Annotated in this window: 14 protein-coding genes and 10 tRNA genes; 19 read left to right on the top strand and 5 right to left on the bottom strand. The window is 42.7% G+C overall.

Annotated elements, in window-relative coordinates:
• Window positions 1-21: 21 nt before the first annotated feature.
• The 3 genes from alaS (at window position 22) to csrA (ending at window position 4,131) form a co-directional block, all read left to right on the top strand.
• Window positions 22-2,625, top strand: a complete 2,604-nt coding sequence (alaS, locus tag A7985_RS15870; protein WP_065791416.1) for an alanine--tRNA ligase — start codon at window positions 22-24, stop codon at window positions 2,623-2,625.
• A 3-nt stretch (window positions 2,626-2,628) separates the two neighbouring features.
• The gene (locus A7985_RS15865) at window positions 2,629-3,849 is read left to right on the top strand and encodes an aspartate kinase (protein ID WP_065791415.1); all 1,221 of its coding nucleotides are present in this window, start codon (window positions 2,629-2,631) and stop codon (window positions 3,847-3,849) included.
• Between the two features lie 90 nt (window positions 3,850-3,939).
• A complete protein-coding gene (gene csrA, locus A7985_RS15860; RefSeq protein ID WP_063370778.1) occupies window positions 3,940-4,131 on the top strand; it encodes a carbon storage regulator CsrA in 192 nt (63 codons plus the stop codon).
• Window positions 4,132-4,186: 55 nt separating this feature from the next.
• Here the strand turns inward: csrA and A7985_RS15855 are convergent, their stop codons facing one another.
• Window positions 4,187-4,651 (bottom strand): YcxB family protein, encoded by a 465-nt coding sequence (locus A7985_RS15855; protein WP_065791414.1) that lies wholly within the window; start codon window positions 4,649-4,651, stop codon window positions 4,187-4,189.
• A gap of 517 nt (window positions 4,652-5,168) precedes the next feature.
• Here A7985_RS15855 and A7985_RS15850 point away from each other — a divergent pair.
• From A7985_RS15850 to A7985_RS15835, 4 genes are all read left to right on the top strand, one after another.
• A complete protein-coding gene (locus A7985_RS15850; RefSeq protein ID WP_065791413.1) occupies window positions 5,169-5,414 on the top strand; it encodes an OadG family protein in 246 nt (81 codons plus the stop codon).
• A 10-nt stretch (window positions 5,415-5,424) separates the two neighbouring features.
• On the top strand, window positions 5,425-7,209 hold the full coding sequence (oadA, locus tag A7985_RS15845) for a sodium-extruding oxaloacetate decarboxylase subunit alpha (RefSeq protein ID WP_065791412.1): 1,785 nt from the start codon (window positions 5,425-5,427) through the stop codon (window positions 7,207-7,209).
• Window positions 7,210-7,220: 11 nt separating this feature from the next.
• Window positions 7,221-8,351 (top strand): sodium ion-translocating decarboxylase subunit beta, encoded by a 1,131-nt coding sequence (locus A7985_RS15840; RefSeq protein WP_065791411.1) that lies wholly within the window; start codon window positions 7,221-7,223, stop codon window positions 8,349-8,351.
• Window positions 8,352-8,498: 147 nt separating this feature from the next.
• The gene (locus tag A7985_RS15835) at window positions 8,499-8,678 is read left to right on the top strand and encodes a hypothetical protein (protein ID WP_065791410.1); all 180 of its coding nucleotides are present in this window, start codon (window positions 8,499-8,501) and stop codon (window positions 8,676-8,678) included.
• A 58-nt stretch (window positions 8,679-8,736) separates the two neighbouring features.
• On the opposite strand, the gene A7985_RS15830 is transcribed toward A7985_RS15835, so the two are convergent.
• Complete coding sequence (locus A7985_RS15830) at window positions 8,737-11,787, bottom strand: hybrid sensor histidine kinase/response regulator (protein WP_065791409.1); 3,051 nt, start codon at window positions 11,785-11,787, stop codon at window positions 8,737-8,739.
• Window positions 11,788-12,043: 256 nt separating this feature from the next.
• On the opposite strand from A7985_RS15830, the gene A7985_RS15825 reads away from it, so the two are divergent.
• The 10 genes from A7985_RS15825 to A7985_RS15780 all read left to right on the top strand — a co-directional run bounded on the left by A7985_RS15825 (window position 12,044) and on the right by A7985_RS15780 (window position 13,244).
• Window positions 12,044-12,119: transfer RNA gene (locus A7985_RS15825), tRNA-Phe, on the top strand.
• A gap of 11 nt (window positions 12,120-12,130) precedes the next feature.
• Window positions 12,131-12,206: transfer RNA gene (locus A7985_RS15820), tRNA-Thr, on the top strand.
• An 80-nt stretch (window positions 12,207-12,286) separates the two neighbouring features.
• Window positions 12,287-12,362: transfer RNA gene (locus A7985_RS15815), tRNA-Phe, on the top strand.
• An 11-nt stretch (window positions 12,363-12,373) separates the two neighbouring features.
• Window positions 12,374-12,449 (top strand) — tRNA-Thr (locus tag A7985_RS15810).
• A gap of 106 nt (window positions 12,450-12,555) precedes the next feature.
• A tRNA-Phe gene (locus A7985_RS15805) sits at window positions 12,556-12,631 on the top strand.
• A gap of 12 nt (window positions 12,632-12,643) precedes the next feature.
• Window positions 12,644-12,719 (top strand) — tRNA-Thr (locus A7985_RS15800).
• Window positions 12,720-12,884: 165 nt separating this feature from the next.
• Window positions 12,885-12,960: transfer RNA gene (locus A7985_RS15795), tRNA-Phe, on the top strand.
• 12 nt (window positions 12,961-12,972) lie between these two features.
• Window positions 12,973-13,048 (top strand) — tRNA-Thr (locus A7985_RS15790).
• Between the two features lie 32 nt (window positions 13,049-13,080).
• Window positions 13,081-13,156, top strand: a tRNA-Phe gene (locus A7985_RS15785).
• A 12-nt stretch (window positions 13,157-13,168) separates the two neighbouring features.
• Window positions 13,169-13,244, top strand: a tRNA-Thr gene (locus A7985_RS15780).
• Between the two features lie 486 nt (window positions 13,245-13,730).
• Here the strand turns inward: A7985_RS15780 and A7985_RS15775 are convergent.
• Both A7985_RS15775 and A7985_RS15770 read right to left on the bottom strand, forming a co-directional pair.
• Entirely contained in the window at window positions 13,731-14,522 is a 792-nt protein-coding gene (locus A7985_RS15775) for a hypothetical protein (RefSeq protein WP_065791408.1), read from the bottom strand.
• Window positions 14,523-14,556: 34 nt separating this feature from the next.
• On the bottom strand, window positions 14,557-14,874 hold the full coding sequence (locus A7985_RS15770) for a hypothetical protein (RefSeq protein ID WP_063381980.1): 318 nt from the start codon (window positions 14,872-14,874) through the stop codon (window positions 14,557-14,559).
• A gap of 865 nt (window positions 14,875-15,739) precedes the next feature.
• Between A7985_RS15770 and A7985_RS15765 the strand changes: the two genes are divergently transcribed.
• Window positions 15,740-16,003 carry a DUF1289 domain-containing protein gene (locus A7985_RS15765; protein ID WP_065791407.1) on the top strand — a complete coding sequence of 88 codons (264 nt, stop codon included), beginning with the start codon at window positions 15,740-15,742 and terminating at the stop codon, window positions 16,001-16,003.
• Here the strand turns inward: A7985_RS15765 and A7985_RS15760 are convergent.
• Window positions 15,987-16,667 (bottom strand): transporter substrate-binding domain-containing protein, encoded by a 681-nt coding sequence (locus A7985_RS15760; RefSeq protein ID WP_081310604.1) that lies wholly within the window; start codon window positions 16,665-16,667, stop codon window positions 15,987-15,989. The two genes, A7985_RS15765 and A7985_RS15760, sit on opposite strands and share 17 nt — an antisense overlap.
• Window positions 16,668-16,830: 163 nt before the next feature.
• Here A7985_RS15760 and A7985_RS15755 point away from each other — a divergent pair, with 163 nt between their 5' ends.
• Complete coding sequence (locus A7985_RS15755) at window positions 16,831-17,034, top strand: DUF3283 family protein (protein WP_065791405.1); 204 nt, start codon at window positions 16,831-16,833, stop codon at window positions 17,032-17,034.
• Window position 17,035 lies beyond the last annotated feature (1 nt).

Below are 17,035 nucleotides of genomic sequence, written 5' to 3'. Positions count from 1 at the left end.
CAATAAAGGGTGAATGATCACATGCAGCAAATGACTACCGCACAGATAAGGCAAAGTTTTTTAGACTTCTTTGCAAAGCAACACCACCAAGTGGTGCCATCAAGTTCTTTGATCCCTGGCAATGATGCCACGTTACTATTTACCAACGCCGGCATGGTGCAGTTTAAAGACGTATTTTTAGGGGCTGAGAAACGTCCTTATAACCGAGCGGCAAGTTCGCAGCGCTGTGTGCGAGCTGGCGGTAAACACAATGATTTAGAAAACGTTGGTTATACTGCAAGACACCACACTTTTTTTGAAATGCTTGGTAACTTTAGTTTTGGCGACTACTTTAAACAAGATGCCATCAAGTTTGCTTGGGCATTCCTAACAGACGTTGTAAATCTGCCAAAAGAAAAGTTATTGGTGACGGTTTATCACACCGATGAAGAAGCCTACGATATTTGGGCGAACCAAGTGGGTGTACCCGCTGATCGTATCATTCGTATCGATACGTCTGACAACTTTTGGTCAATGGGCGACACTGGGCCATGTGGCCCATGTTCAGAGATTTTTTACGATCATGGTGAACATATCTGGGGCGGTCCTCCAGGAAGTCCTGAAGAAGACGGTGACCGCTTTATTGAGATTTGGAACCTCGTCTTCATGCAATACAACCGTCATGCTGATGGCACGATGGAACCATTACCAAATCAATCGGTTGATACGGGTATGGGCCTTGAGCGTATCTCTGCAATTATGCAGGGCGTTCACTCTAACTACGAAATCGATTTATTCCAAGCGCTTATCAAAGCAACAGCTGCCGTGACGAATGCGCAAGATTTAGAAGATAAGTCACTGCGCGTAGTGGCAGACCATATCCGTTCATGTGCGTTTTTAATTGCTGATGGTGTCATGCCTTCAAATGAAGGGCGTGGTTATGTTCTTCGCCGTATTATCCGTCGTGCAGTTAGACATGGTAATAAGCTTGGCGCACAAGGCGCATTTTTCTATAAATTGGTTGCAGCGCTGGCTGAGCAAATGGGAGAGGCATACCCTGAACTTGTTAAGCAGCAGGCGATCATTGAAAAAGTACTTCGCATCGAAGAAGAACAGTTTGGTAAAACGCTAGACCGTGGTTTGGCGATTCTAGAAGAAAACCTGGCTGGCTTGGAAGGTGATGTGATCCCGGGTGATCTGGTATTTAAGCTTTATGACACATATGGCTTCCCTGCAGATTTAACGGCTGATGTTGCACGTGAACGCTTCATGACAATCGATGAGAGAGGCTTTCAAGATGCGATGGAAGCACAGCGTAAACAGGCACAACAAGCGGGTAAGTTTGGTGCGGACTATAATGAACAGTTGAAGTCAGAAAAAGTTACTGACTTCAAAGGCTACGATGCCACTCAGTACAGTGGAACCGTGGTAGAGTTATTCTCTGAAGGAGAGAGTGTCTCGGAGTTGACAGATCAACAGAAAGGTATTGTTGTTCTGGATCGCACCCCATTTTATGCTGAATCGGGCGGTCAAGTTGGTGACACGGGGACTCTCGTAGTTACTGGCGGTGAATTTGTTGTTACTGATACACAAAAACTTGGTAATGCATTTGCACATCATGGCTATGTGACGGGTCGAATTGGTATTAATGACAAGGTAGACGCGCAAATTGATGACCAACGTCGCGAGCGCATTAAGAAAAACCACACAGCTACGCATATTTTGCATGAAGCACTACGTCAAATTCTAGGTGAGCATGTGGCACAAAAAGGCTCTTTGGTTATGCCAGACCGTCTTCGTTTCGATTTCTCTCACTTTGAGGGTGTGACGAAAGAAGAGTTAGGCCAAATCGAAGCTGCGGTAAATGCTGAAATTCGAGCAAACTTTGCACTTGAAACACAGTTAATGGACATTGATGAAGCGAAAGCAAAAGGCGCAATGGCCCTGTTTGGCGAAAAGTATGACGATGAAGTTCGCGTTGTCTCGATTGGCGATTACTCAATCGAGCTATGTGGTGGTACTCACGTGAAGCGTGCAGGCGACATTGGCTTCTTAAAAATTGTTTCTGAAGGTGGTATTGCTGCTGGTGTTCGTCGTATCGAGGCTGTCACAGGTGAAGACGCCGTGCAGTATGTTGCGCAACAAGAAAAGGCGTTATCTGATATCGCTGCCCTAGTAAAGGGCGACAGTGCGAGTGCATTGGAAAAAGTCGCTGCGTTACTTGAAAAAGCCAAAGGTCTAGAAAAGCAAGTTACGCAATTAAATGACAAACTTGCTGCGGCGGCAGGATCATCGTTACTTGAATCTGCAATTGAAGTTAATGGGATTAAACTGCTTGTCGCAAATGTTGCCGGGACTGAATCTAAAGCTTTACGTGGTATGGTTGATGACCTTAAAAATAAAATGGGCTCTGGCGTTATTGCATTAGGTGTGGCAAATGGCGACAAAGTCAGTTTAATTGCAGGTGTCACTAAAGATTTAACGGGCTCTGTAAAAGCCGGTGAATTGGTTAATCACATGGCTGCACAAGTCGGTGGTAAAGGTGGCGGTCGCCCTGATATGGCGCAAGCTGGTGGCTCTCAACCAGAAAACCTGAATGCAGCCTTAGAAAGTGTTCCAGCTTGGTTGACTGAGAAAACGCAATAAACAGTGGCTTTAATCGTTAAGAAATTTGGCGGCACTTCTGTCGGCTCTATTGAGCGGATAGAAGATGTTGCTGATCTAGTTATTCGCTCCAAGCAGCAAGGCCACCAAGTGGTGGTCGTGCTGTCAGCGATGTCCGGTGAGACTAATCGACTGGTTTCGCTGGCGAAACAAATAGATGATAGACCCAGTGCCCGAGAGCTTGATGTACTTTTAACGACGGGTGAACAAGTATCCATCGCATTGCTTGCCATGGCGATTATCAAACGCGGTCACTCTGCGGTGAGTTTGTTGGCTGATCAAATCGCTATTCGAACTGATAATATGTTTGGTAAGGCACGCATCGAAAATATTGATGTTGAGCGCCTTCAACAAGAGCTTGAACATAACCGCATTGCGATAATTGCTGGCTTTCAAGGGCGAGACTCTGAAGGGAACTTAACCACGTTAGGTCGAGGTGGAACAGATACCTCTGCGGTTGAAATCGCAGCGGCGATAGCAGCCGATGAATGCCAAATTTATACGGATGTGGACGGTGTTTACACCACAGATCCCCGTGTCGAGCCCCGCGCTCGCCGTATGTCGCAAGTGACGTTTGAAGAAATGTTGGAACTGGCTAGCCTAGGTGCAAAAGTACTACAGATCCGTGCGGTAGAGGCCGCAGGCCGTTATAATATGCCGTTGCGTGTATTATCCACATTTAACCCAGATTCTGGAACATTAATAAGCTATGAGGAGCCGGAAGTGACCTGTAAAACTGTGTCAGGTATTGCTTATCAGAAAGATGAATCTTTACTCATTATTCGTCAAGTCCCTGAGAAGCCTTCTTCTTTGGCAAAAATCCTAACGTTACTTGCTGAATATGACATTGAAATTGACATGATCAGCCAAATTAACCATCAAGCGAGTAAAATAGACTATGCTTTAACTGTGCACAGCAGTGAATATTCACAAGCTTTAGATGTACTGACTACAAATTGTGATGATTTACAGGCAACTCAGATAGAGAGCAATGCGCAGGTTGCAAAAATATCAGCAGTGGGTGTTGGGATGAAATCTCACTCGGGCACCGCTGGCGTGTTTTTTCAGGCATTGGCTGCTGAGAATATTCAGGCGCTTTTAGTTTCCACTTCTGAAATAAAAATTTCAGTTTTGGTAGAAGAACGCTATCTTGAGCTAGCTGTAAGGGCACTTCATGGTGCATTTGGCTTAGAAAATGTTGATTAAGCAATAATTTTGCTTACTTTTACATGAACTTTTAATTAAAATGAACTTGACGCGGAATCTTTTAAATTTTGGAATAACAGGAGCAAGAGAATGCTAATTCTAACTCGCCGTGTAGGCGAAACCCTGATGATCGGTGATGAAGTTACAGTAACAGTACTTGGTGTTAAAGGAAACCAGGTGCGTATTGGCGTAAATGCACCTAAAGATGTTTCAGTTCATCGTGAAGAAATATACATGCGAATTCAAGCGGAAAAATCTAGTCCGTCTTCAGGCAATATGTAATTAATAATAAAGTACCTAATTGCTTGGTATATAAAAAATAGCCGCTGTTAAGTGGCTATTTTTTTGTCTTGCTAAATATAAATTCATACACCTCATCATTGAGAATAGCACCTGATATGTACTGATTATGGCGCTGTTGCTGAATTATAAGGCCTTGCTCTGTTTTAACCACCTTTTGAATATCCTGCCATTTGACCGAGAAGGCTCGGTAAGGATTTTCAGTTTTAATGCCCTCGTCGTCTATAATAAGGGTGACTTTGGAGCCGCTGGCTCTACTTAACATTTGTCTCGCAACCCACCATGGGCGTTTGTAATAAAATGCCACCCCTTCTAATACAGCTAGCAAGAATAGAAAGTTGCCTAGATAGGCTTGGTTGAGCAGATAGTGAGAAACAAAACCAAGTGATACAAGAAACGTGATAAGTCCATATTTAGGCTTATGGTGTTGGCTTATTTTCACAGATTCGTCAAAGCATTCCTGAAAATAGCGTTTATCTAAGGTGAATTCACTTTGAAACACGAGTAATCCTCAAGTTGATAACATCTAAATTATACGTGGTTATTTTCTCGGTTTAAATCTTATTTAGCTGCCACTGATGTGATTATTAGCAAAGCGCCAGTACCGAATTTAGAGCTAGGTAGTTGGTGTTGGGTGAGTAAGGGTGCCGTTTTCATAGAAGTTTATCTACATGTAAAAGAATTGCGCAAAGTAAATCTTTTCTTTCGGTATGACCAATTTTAGATTGGGTAATTTCAGTACAAAGGTATTGAATTTCCCTTTCTTTTTTCGGTCATTTTTTGTCTATATCTTGAGTATTTTTCATATTTATTGTGCATTTAATCTATTGTTTTGCCACTATTTCAAACTAAGTGTGTGAATTTAAAACAGAAATAAATAATGGTAATACCAATTTACAAGTGTCTTTACATGAATAAAAGTTTTGATATGATGTTTGAATAAATATTTACAAAAGTTGCCTATCTATTTCCTTTTATGGGTATGCATAAACAAATAAATAACAAATAAGGGGGCACCGATGGAGATCAGCGAATTGCTTATGCAGGCAGCCAACCTCATGTTAACAGGCATGGTTGGTGTGTTTATCTTCTTATCAATTCTAATTCTTGCTGTGAAAGGGTTATCAAAATTCAGCGCATCAGAGCAAAGCCCTGAGCAACCTAAAGTAAAAGCTAAATCACATCGCAGCGATACTGCGGGCGTTCCTGCACAGCATGTTGCAGCTATTAGCGCTGCAATAGCGCAATTCCGACAAAATAATTAAGGGGTCTACTATGTCAAAATTAAAACTAACAGAATTAGTACTAAGAGATGCCCATCAGTCCTTACTTGCCACAAGAATGCGCCTAGAGGACATGTTGCCGATTGCTGAAGAGCTAGATAAGGTTGGGTATTGGTCTGTAGAATCTTGGGGAGGCGCTACCTTTGACGCATGTATTCGCTATTTAGGTGAAGACCCTTGGCACCGTATTCGAGCGTTAAAGGAAGCCATGCCGAATACGAAGCAGCAAATGTTACTACGAGGCCAAAACTTACTTGGTTATCGTCACTACGCCGATGACGTAGTGGAAAAATTTGTGGCCCGAGCGCACCAAAACGGCGTCGATGTGTTTAGAATTTTTGATGCTATGAATGATGTTAGAAACCTTGAAACGGCTATTCGTGCTGCAATCAAAGTAGGCGCACATGCCCAAGGGACGATTTCATACACCGTCAGCCCAGTACACAATCTCGAGAAATGGCTATCGCAAGCAAAGCAACTTGAAGAGCTAGGTTGTCACTCGATTTGTATTAAAGACATGGCTGGTTTACTAAAGCCTTACGATGCTGAAGTGTTAATTTCAGAACTAAAGCGTACCGTGTCTGTACCTATTGCTATGCAGTGTCATGCTACCACGGGGTTAAGTACAGCGACGTATCAAAAAGCGGTCGATGCCGGTATCGATATGCTAGACACCGCAATCTCCTCAATGAGCATGACTTATGGCCACAGTGCGACCGAAACGCTGGTTGCTATTGTCGAGGGAACTGAGAGAGATACGGGACTTGAGTTAGGTCAATTGGAGTCTATTGCAGCCTACTTCAGAGACGTGCGCAAAAAGTATGCGGCGTTTGAAGGGAGCTTAAAGGGAGTCGATGGGCGTATTTTGTCAGCGCAAGTTCCTGGCGGCATGCTCACGAACATGGAAAATCAATTGAAAGAACAAGGTGCGGGTGACAAGCTTGATGAGGTATTGAGCGAAATTCCTCATGTGAGAAAAGATCTCGGTTTTATCCCCCTAGTAACACCAACTTCCCAAATAGTGGGTACGCAAGCGGTCCTGAATGTGTTGACGGGCGAACGTTATAAAACGATCACCAAAGAGACCGCTGGTGTACTCAAAGGCGAATACGGAACAACGCCAGCGCCTGTGGATGAAAACCTGCAAAATCGTGTTTTAGATGGGGCTGAGGCAATTACATGTCGACCTGCTGATTTATTAAAGCCCGAGCTTGATAGCTTAGAGCAAGAGCTACTATCGCATGCTAAGCAAGATGATATCGAACTGGCTGATGACATTGTTGACGATGTTTTGACTTATGCGCTGTTTCCGCAAATTGGACTCAAGTTCCTTAAAAATCGGAACAACCCAGATGCGTTTGAACCAAAGCCAAGCTTGGTTACTGCGCAGAGCCAAGAGTCAAACACCAGTAAACCAACATCAACTGTAAAACAAGGTAATGAGCGATATAGTGTGAGGGTTGATGGCAAGGTCTATGACGTTGTTGTCGCAGCAGGAGGTGAGTTAAAAGAGGTTGCAGTAAAAGATAGTGAGTTAATACCACAGTCAGCTTCTGTCAGTTCAGGAGAGACCTTAAATGCGCCGCTTGCGGGTAATATTTTTAAAGTACATGCAAGACCAGGTGACGATGTCGTACAAGGGGATGTCGTGTTGATCATGGAAGCGATGAAAATGGAAACGGAAGTTCGCGCCACATCAAATGGTAAAATTGCGGATATCTTAGTGTCGGAAGGCGATTCGGTTTCCGCTGGTGACGCGATTATTGAGATGGCATAAGGGCATGTAAAATGGATGGATTATTGAACTTGTGGCAAGCGACAGGGCTTGCCAACCTTACTTTTCCGGCATTATCCATGATTGCGGTTGGGTGTGGACTATTGTATCTGGCGATTGCGAAAGGTTTTGAACCGCTACTTTTGGTACCCATTGGGTTTGGCGCAATATTGACAAATATTCCTGTGGCCGCATTAGCTGAGCCCGGCGGCTTGCTGTATTACGTTTACTATATTGGTATCGACAGTGGTGTTTTTCCGCTACTCATATTTATGGGGGTGGGTGCACTGACTGACTTTAGTGCTTTGATCGCAAATCCTCGCATGTTGCTGCTTGGTGCTGCTGCCCAATTCGGTATTTTTGCCACTTTATTTGGTGCGATTTTGCTTAACTTTATACCGGGCTTTGAATTTACGCTGCAAGATGCTTCGGCTATTGCAATCATTGGTGGTGCAGATGGCCCAACGGCAATTTTTCTTGCATCAAAGCTCTCTCCTGAGCTGCTGGGCGCGATTGCCGTAGCTGCATATTCGTATATGGCCTTGGTGCCAATTATACAGCCACCTATTATGCGTTTGCTGACTTCTGAAGACGAAAGAAGTATCGCTATGCCGCAGTTAAGGCCTGTATCCAAAAAGGAAAAGGTCCTATTTCCTCTGATGGTCCTCGCTCTAACCTTATTGTTTTTACCGGCAGCATCTCCACTCGTTGGCATGTTTTGTCTGGGCAACCTAATGCGTGAGTCTGGTGTGGTAGATAGGTTAAGTAATACGGCTCAAAATGAGCTGATTAATATCACGACGATCTTTTTAGGCTTGGCAGTGGGCTCGAAGTTGGCTGCGGATCAGTTTTTGACTGTAGAGACGCTTGGGATTTTACTACTTGGCGCATTGGCATTTAGTATCGGTACGGCTTCTGGTGTTTATATGGCAAAAATTATGAACCGGGTTTCATCTAATCCTATCAACCCGTTGGTAGGGGCGGCAGGTGTATCCGCTGTGCCTATGGCTGCGCGAGTGGTCAATAAGGTAGGGTTAGAATCAAACCCACATAACTTTTTATTAATGCATGCTATGGGGCCTAATGTTGCAGGCGTTCTCGGTAGTGCAGTTGCAGCAGGTATCTTGCTCGCTTTGGTCGGTTAACCACACTCTCCAACCTTTTTGTGGGGCTTCGGCTCCACAGTTTTTCTTTCGCTTTAGCTCCTTCATCTCACCTGTTGTATAAATAACGGGCCAAACAAACGTCATCGTGGTATAACTTGAACGATTGAATTTGGCCTGAGTGATTTTATGAATATCGTTGTTATTTTAGTGAGTTTAGTAATTGCATTGGTGGTTTTGATCCCATTACTTGAAAAGTACAACAGTAAAATTGGACTCGACAAGATGCAAAAGTACAGTAAGTTTATTATTCCATTGGCAATGGCGGGTATAGTGGTAAATATGATTTACTCAATGGTGCAAGGCTAAACCAGAAATTGCATAAGGCAACACCAAAGGTGGTGCCTTATGCTGTGAGTATTAAGGCTTAGTTTGCCGACTGCTGCAAAAATTGCTGGATGAACTCAGTGGCATTTTGATAAGCCTGTTCCAACTCGTCCCGCAACTGTATAAGCTGATCACTTGATAATTCTTCCTCTTTACAACGGGTTTCAAACCCTTCTGCAAGTAACGCAACCTGCTCGGCACCTATGGTCCTTGAGATAGACTTAAGTTGATGGCAGGCCTCGATAATCTCGCTTTGGCTAGACGAAATGACGGCGCCATTAATGTCTCTCGCCAGTTCGCTGCTCTGCTCTAAATACATTCTGAAAAAGCGTAGCCTTTTGGCATCGTCATCATTAACATATTTGTTGAGTTGGTCCATGTTTATGGGCGTCTCTGGTGCCTGAGTATCTTCTACAGGCGCCTCTTCAACAATTGGCGTGTCAACCTGCTCTTGGAGCGGAGGCTCATAACTTGGGACCTCAATCTCCGGTGTTGCTTGAGAGGCGAGAGGGGCATACGTCTCTGGCTCATTGATATCATTATCATAATTCGACTCAATAGAGATTGCCTTGTCTGTTATCTGGCGTGCCTCTGAGTAGACGGAGTCGGGCGACATGCTCGTTTCAGCGTGTGGCTCAAGGTGAACTTGTGGGGCAACGTGCGCTTCTGGCTGAATTGGCACTGAGCTAGTCGGTTGTGGTTCTGCACTTTTACCTACTTTAGTGCCAGTCGTTTCTTGCCATTTATCTAAGGTTGCCTCTAGCACATTCAGCTCAACGGGCTTTGTAATGTAATCGTTCATACCTGATGCTAAGCAGCGGTCTCGCTCACCTTTCAAAGCATTCGCTGTGATGGCAATAATATAAGGCTGGGCGTTAATGTCAGGTGCTTGTTCTGCGATATCACGGATCTTAGTTACCATGTCATAGCCTGACATTTTTGGCATATGAAGATCTGTGAGCACAACGGCATAGTGGCCTTTTTGCCACATTTTCAATCCTTCCTCACCATTTTCTGCCACTTCGACACCGTACCCGAGCAAATGCAGTTGGTCAGTTAGTACTTGTTGATTAAGGACGTTATCCTCAACCAGTAATACAAGCTTGTTCTCTGCCTTTGCATCTTCGGTGTTTAAATAACTGTTCATTGAGCGAGAAGGTTTAAGCTGTTTCGGCTTGTGTAACCCAACAGCGACTAATACCGCTGTCATAAAGCTTGTTTTACAAAGTGGTGCAGCATTCAAGTAGAATATATGACCGTGATTCAGTGCGGACTCGTCCATGGTACTCAGCACAATTACCTGTTGGTTATTGTGCTCCAGAGAATAAAGTAAATCGCGCAGTTGTTGATTGACTTTATCCATCCCATCAAGGCCATCGAGCACCCAGACAACATCTTGTTCATATTGATGCTCACCCATTTCACTGGCATCAAGCACCACAACAGAGTTTGCCCCCATAAATGAAAGGTAACGTGCCAAAATCGCTCTGCGATTTGGATTATGGGTAAAGGTGACGATTTTCCGGCCTTCTAAGACGCCTTTATTGGCGTACTCGACTTTGCCGGTGATGCTAAATGGTAATTCAACAACAAACTCGCTGCCCATGCCTATATCAGACTGCACATTGATTGAGCCCAGCATTAATTCTACCAAACTCTTACAAATAGAGAGCCCTAAGCCTGTACCACCATATTCACGGGTAATTGACCCTTCAGCTTGAATAAACGGGTTAAATATCTCTCTAAGCTGTGCTTGAGTCATACCTTTACCGTTATCAGTGACTTTAAATCTTAATGTGTAATGCTCAGAAGTGTTTTGTGCGACTTCTACAGAAATTTTTACAAAACCCTGCCTGCTTTCATCTGTTGAAGTAAATTTAATCGCGTTGCTGCAAAGGTTATAAAGCACTTGGCGGACACGCACAGCATCACCAACTAAGTTGCTAGGAATGTCCGGGGCAATGGCCAGTTGTAAATCGAGTTTACGTTTCTTGGCAACCGATGATAAAACGCGCGCCACTTCTTCAATGGTTTCGGATACCGAAAATGCACTGCTATCTATTTGTAACTTACCCGCCTCGATTTTAGAGAAGTCGAGAATATCGTCGAGGATACCCAGTAGCGAGAAAGCAGAATCTCGGATAATCGTTGTTAAACGATGCTGCGCACCATCCAATTCGGTTTGACGTAACAAGTCGATGGTGCCGATAACCCCATTCATTGGCGTTCTAATTTCGTGACTCATAGTTGCCAAGAAAGTGGTTTTTGCTTCACTCGCGCGTTCAGCATTGAGTGTTGCCTTCTCTAAAGCCAGTGTCCGAGCTTGAACTTCTGTTTCTAAGCTGGTTTGAAGCTGTCTCAATTCGTTTTGTGCTGCTTGGTTGCCTTTAATAATGTCGCGTATTTGATTGATCAAGGCATTGATGCCGATAGATGTTTGCGACAAACCAAAGCTCAGGTTTTCCGTGATATGGACCTCATAATCTTTTTGCGCAACTAAATGTTCAAGCTCTGAATTGAGCAGCTTCAACTCTTTCGCTAGCTTTCCTACAACCTGCTTTTTTAAGAAAAGCGCGAATGCGACTGTAAGGATAAGTGCGATTAGGGCGAGTAAGTAACTCAAAGGGTTGTCTTCTGGTGCAGCAACTTGCGGTTCTGTATATACCAAAATCAATTCACCTACTGGCATATCGTCCAAGGTCAAAGGCTGATGAACGATAGTCTGATCATTGACCGTGAGCTTGGTGCGTTGCTTTACGGGTGCGACTGGAAACTCATCAGTTTGAAATACAAGGCTAGGTTTTCCCATGCCACTGTCTGCATATAAGTAAGCATTGATGTCTGGGTTACCCGCTTTAACCGACGTCAGCATTTGTTTGGCGTAGTTATAGCCAAGTTTCATCATTGTATTGCTGAGTGGTGCTGCTAGGTCTTGAGCCTGAAGCACGAGATCAGGCTGGCTATGAGTTGTGGTCTGTATTTGTTTTGGCCATAAATAGGCTGCAAGTGCAGATACACTGGCAATTATTAAAGTTACAAAAACAAACAGTGGCACAAAGCCTTTTATCTGTGCTTGTGAAGAATTTTCCATTGAAATAATCCGAGCAAATAACTTTCAAATCGAGTTTTATATAAATAAGTGTTAATCCTACCACCTACAATGGATGATTTCTCTACGTTTTTACTTCTTTATTATGGTTTATGGTTAACGGCAGGCGTAGTCGCATGTATGATTTTCATCCTTTTTTAGCTGATTTTTGTTAGTTTTGCATGAATTGTGCGCAAACAAATTATATTGCAAAAAAATAGTTGACTTGAAAGGGTAAAACTCGTTTAATACGCCGCACGCCCAGATAGCTCAGTCGGTAGAGCAGAGGATTGAAAATCCTCGTGTCGGTGGTTCGATTCCGCCTCTGGGCACCATTTTTCGGTGCGCCGACTTAGCTCAGTTGGTAGAGCAACTGACTTGTAATCAGTAGGTCATCCGTTCGACTCGGATAGTCGGCACCATATATTTATTTGAATCGCTGTTTTAAAATAGGCTATTTGAATAAAGTTGAGAGCTTCATGCTTTCAAAAAAAATAGTATTGCCCAGATAGCTCAGTCGGTAGAGCAGAGGATTGAAAATCCTCGTGTCGGTGGTTCGATTCCGCCTCTGGGCACCATAATTTGGTGTGCCGACTTAGCTCAGTTGGTAGAGCAACTGACTTGTAATCAGTAGGTCATCCGTTCGACTCGGATAGTCGGCACCATTTATTCTTTAGAAGTAATCATAATTAATGCTTTGAACGCTTTCTAAATAAAGCGGTTCATATTGCATAGAAAGTCCTAGTTAGGATTTTTTATTAAAAGATTTTTGCCCAGATAGCTCAGTCGGTAGAGCAGAGGATTGAAAATCCTCGTGTCGGTGGTTCGATTCCGCCTCTGGGCACCATCATTTCGGTGCGCCGACTTAGCTCAGTTGGTAGAGCAACTGACTTGTAATCAGTAGGTCATCCGTTCGACTCGGATAGTCGGCACCATTTACTTCTAAAAATATATCCTGACACAACTTTGAAATTTGCGCTTTTAGCAGCCTTAGTTTAGATGTCAAAACCTATAAAGAATCTTTCCAAGATAGTTCAGGTAGAGCAGCTTGGAAATTGTATTGAAAATCCTTTGTGATATTTCAAAACGTAAAGAATATTGCCCAGATAGCTCAGTCGGTAGAGCAGAGGATTGAAAATCCTCGTGTCGGTGGTTCGATTCCGCCTCTGGGCACCATTATTTTGGTGCGCCGACTTAGCTCAGTTGGTAGAGCAACTGACTTGTAATCAGTAGGTCATCCGTTCGACTCGGATAGTCGGCACCATATTTATTCTTTAGAAGTAAAATTTAATTATTGCCCAGATAGCTCAGTCGGTAGAGCAGAGGATTGAAAATCCTCGTGTCGGTGGTTCGATTCCGCCTCTGGGCACCATCATTTTGGTGCGCCGACTTAGCTCAGTTGGTAGAGCAACTGACTTGTAATCAGTAGGTCATCCGTTCGACTCGGATAGTCGGCACCATTTATTCTTAAAGTAAAACTTACTTATCATTTCAATGTAGTTCATTCGACAGAGCCGATTAGAATCGCATTGAATATCCTTATGCCGGTGGCGTCATTGCACCTCTGAGTACCACTTTTGCATAGCTTCCCACTAGATCTTAAGATCCCCATTTCCTACAAAAACACAATTTCTCTTTAAAATTCTATTTTCGTTTCGAATGACGGAGCCGATTTTGCAGACGTCAGAAAGTAAACAACCGCGTTTCAAATATGAGTCACCAAACTTATATTTGAAATGTGGATTCCATAAACATATCTGCCTGTTTACTTTGGCCTAGGCGAAATAAAGTGTACTGGAGATACTGGGTATGCAGAAGTTTGAACTGATGAAAATCACATTTCATTCAGAGTATTATCGAAAAAAGAATGTTTTTGCTTGTAAGTGCGACCCAAACCTAAAGAATTGAAAGGGCTATAGGTACTCTCCCAAGCCCTCTAGATGTGTTTATTGAGTACTATATTTCACAACTTTTACATCAGAAACGATAGCTCGGTTGTAGTCACATTCATCGATATCTGTGAATTCTAGTGTGTTACCGTATTCAAAGGCTTGCATCACAATTGCAAACTTACGATTGGCGATGTCCACATCACTACTCTTTACGCGATAAATACTGCTTCCACACCCGTTGGATTCAGGAATACTAAAGTCAAACTCTGTCGGTAATGTATCAAGCTGATAAACATAACTGACTAAACCTGCTCGTTTTGTAGGTGTTGGTAGAAATTCACCCTCGTATTCAACAAAGTAACCAATAACAGGATCAACATTGTCTACGGGTACACCTTGCACGCCAGAATCATCAGCCCACTGACCACTGCCAATTCCCCAGCTGCTTTCACCTATATTCATGTACACATAGCCTGAGTTGTTCGGCTCACTTCCGCCAAATCCCAAATAATGAAAAGCAGAGGTGTTGCCTGTTATCCAGCCTTCTGGGTATTTGCCACCAAGCCATGCGCCTTGAAAGCCAGTATATTGGCCTGATACTAATCCGTATAGGAAGTCATTCTCAGCTTGAGAGTCCACAATAGCAAGCCTACCGTTCACACCTTTGAAAACTCGTTGACTAGCTTCTAGCTCAGCAGTATGCCAAGTATTGTTGTTACCAGCATAAGGAGCCGTTACCTCAATAAATTCATAATAATTATCATTAAATTTAATCGGAGTCGATGCAACAGTAATACAAGAAAAGACCGAGGATATTAAAGCGACTGAGGCATTTATTAATTTCATTTTTATTTCCTTTATTTTAATAATTTCTTGGGTGCTATTTTCTGGCTCTTACCCATTTAACAACAGCGTACCCATTCTCACAGACTTCTGAATCATGAAAATCAAAAGTTGCCTCAGAGCGAAATGCTAATAAAGCAATTTGTTGTTTACGGTTAGCTACCGTGGTTGTTGGGCTTTTTACTAGATATAAATTTGTGCCGCAGGTATTGAGTCTTGGTACACTAAACTCAAATTGTGTTGCACTATTGTCTAACTGGCTAACAAATGTGAGTTCAGTTGAGAGCACATCTTGTCCCGCCTGAGCAGCTAATGGCAAGATGCTCAAAGTTAAACTTAAAAGTGATTTTTTCATTCATATTCCTTATTGATTAGGTCAGAAAAATGGAATTTCCTGTATAAGAAGCTCCCTGACTAGTCTAACGAAAAAGCAAACAATAGAGCAAAATATTAAGGTGATTATTTGAAATAATTGGATTTTTTAGTAACCGAATGGAGAAATATCAGATACTAAAACTAAATTAATCTCACTTTGTAACTAGGACGATATTATTTTTAATCCGTAAATAATGCTATTTTTTGAGAAAAAGCTTCCCATCGGAAGGCTTTCCCCATATTGCATGTAAGCAGCATTTAATTGACTGCTCGTCATGACAAACATTGACGCCATTTTTTATCGCGATAGCTTGGCAGATAGTTTATTGAATCAAAAGTTTAACCCAACTACAGAAAATCAAGTGTAGGTTGCTGATATCACCTATCAGGAACGGGAGAAAGTGGTATATATTTAGCGATATTATTGGAGACTTACTCTCTAAACGAATTGTCGGTTGGCATTTAGATAAGCGCGTTGTAGCTGCTCCTATTTCATCAGCAAAGCAAAGATAAAAGCGCATAGCTTGCTCCAACCATATTGTGCAACCCTGATCAGGGATCACATTAAACCTATAAACATTATCTTCATGGTTGGTAAAGCAACTGGCTTGTAATCAGTAGGCCATCCGTTTGACTCGGATAGTCGGCGCCACCGATTTTCTATATCTGTATTCAAGAATATTATCTGTTAGGCTTCTTTCTTGGTCCTGTACACGCTCCTATTAACGCCAAAACCTCCAAGTTTACGTAAATATCGACTAAAATTTGAATAGTATCTCTAGTCATGTAGTATCGACTTTAATGGCTTTATCTATTGATAGTTGGAATTCTTGTTGCTCTTAAGTATGGAACAAATCGAAATTTTTCCGATCCCAAGTCCATGCAAAGGGGTCTGTGAAGTCAATAATCGCGGCTACTGCAAAGGTTGTTTTCGCAGTAGAGAGGAGCGTTTTTGCTGGAATAAGATGACGGAGCAGCAAAAACGCATGGTGGTTGAGCTATGTCAACGACGAGAAAAGCGTGTTTTAGCTAAGCAAAAAGCCGACGCACAAATAGTGCCTGAATCAGAAATGGGTCAACAGGACGATCTTTTTAAATCCGATACTTAGCTTTTAAAACTGCGATAACACCCTTGCTCTCTAATTTTTTGAGTGTTTGTTTAAGCTTGGGGATCAGTGCTGAGTGCTTTTTGTGCAGGTAGTGAAAGCTCTCGATGGTAAGTAAGTCTTCAATTTTTACTGCTTCCATGTCCATATAAGGCAAATGTTCTCTAAGGTGGAAGTCGACTATTAGCGCACCTTGTACTTTTTCCTGCATAAGTAAGTTAAGTTGGGCGGCTGTACTTTTAACTTCAATTAACTCCCCTTTGTATTGATTGTCCATCATGTACTGATAGGCGACTAAATATCCACTTTGTACAACCAGTGAACTAAGTTGGTTGAACGTGCAGGACAAGCAGTGGCTTATCAATTGTAGGTTGAAGGAATACAGTGGGTAATCTACATAAATCAAGTTGGCATAGCTATCTGTTACGCCAGCAATACGGCCGAGTTGACCATCCAGTTCGCCCTCATTTGCCGCAATTAACGCACTGTGCCTATCAAAATCAATGAGTTCTAGTTTATGTCCGATGTCTTTATAAGCAAGGCTAAGTAACTCAATGACATAACGAGCTTGTGCAGTGTCTGCAGGTCGATTGAAGTAAAGTGTTTTGGCGTTAGCAACTGCGCAGGTGGATAGAAGTAGCATACATAAAATTGTTAGATTCCGCACATAGTCTCCTTATCATACGTGTTATCTTGTTGTTCTGGATATTGACGTTTTCTACAATGCGAAGGAATGTTGATTTCATCGAGAACTTTGTCATTCTGTACTGCCTCTGCCCAGTTCATATATGATACACTGTTTTCAAGAATTTCAATAATTGTACAGTCCAATGTCCTACAACCTGTGTAATCTTTCTCGAGCTGATAAATACCAAATCCAATTAGAGTACGAAGCCTCCTTTTGGGCATATCAAATCAAGCGTGGCAAGAATACCCGCGAAGCTATCTATGACGCGATAAATAGTAGACCGCAATCAGAGCGCGATACCTTAAAAGCCAAGTTTGAACAATACCTTGGGCTCATGTTAGTGTAGT

Source organism: Pseudoalteromonas luteoviolacea, assembly GCF_001696455.1.
GTDB classification, from domain to species: Bacteria; Pseudomonadota; Gammaproteobacteria; order Enterobacterales; family Alteromonadaceae; genus Pseudoalteromonas; species Pseudoalteromonas luteoviolacea_C.
This window is presented reverse-complemented; position numbering and strand designations above follow the sequence as displayed.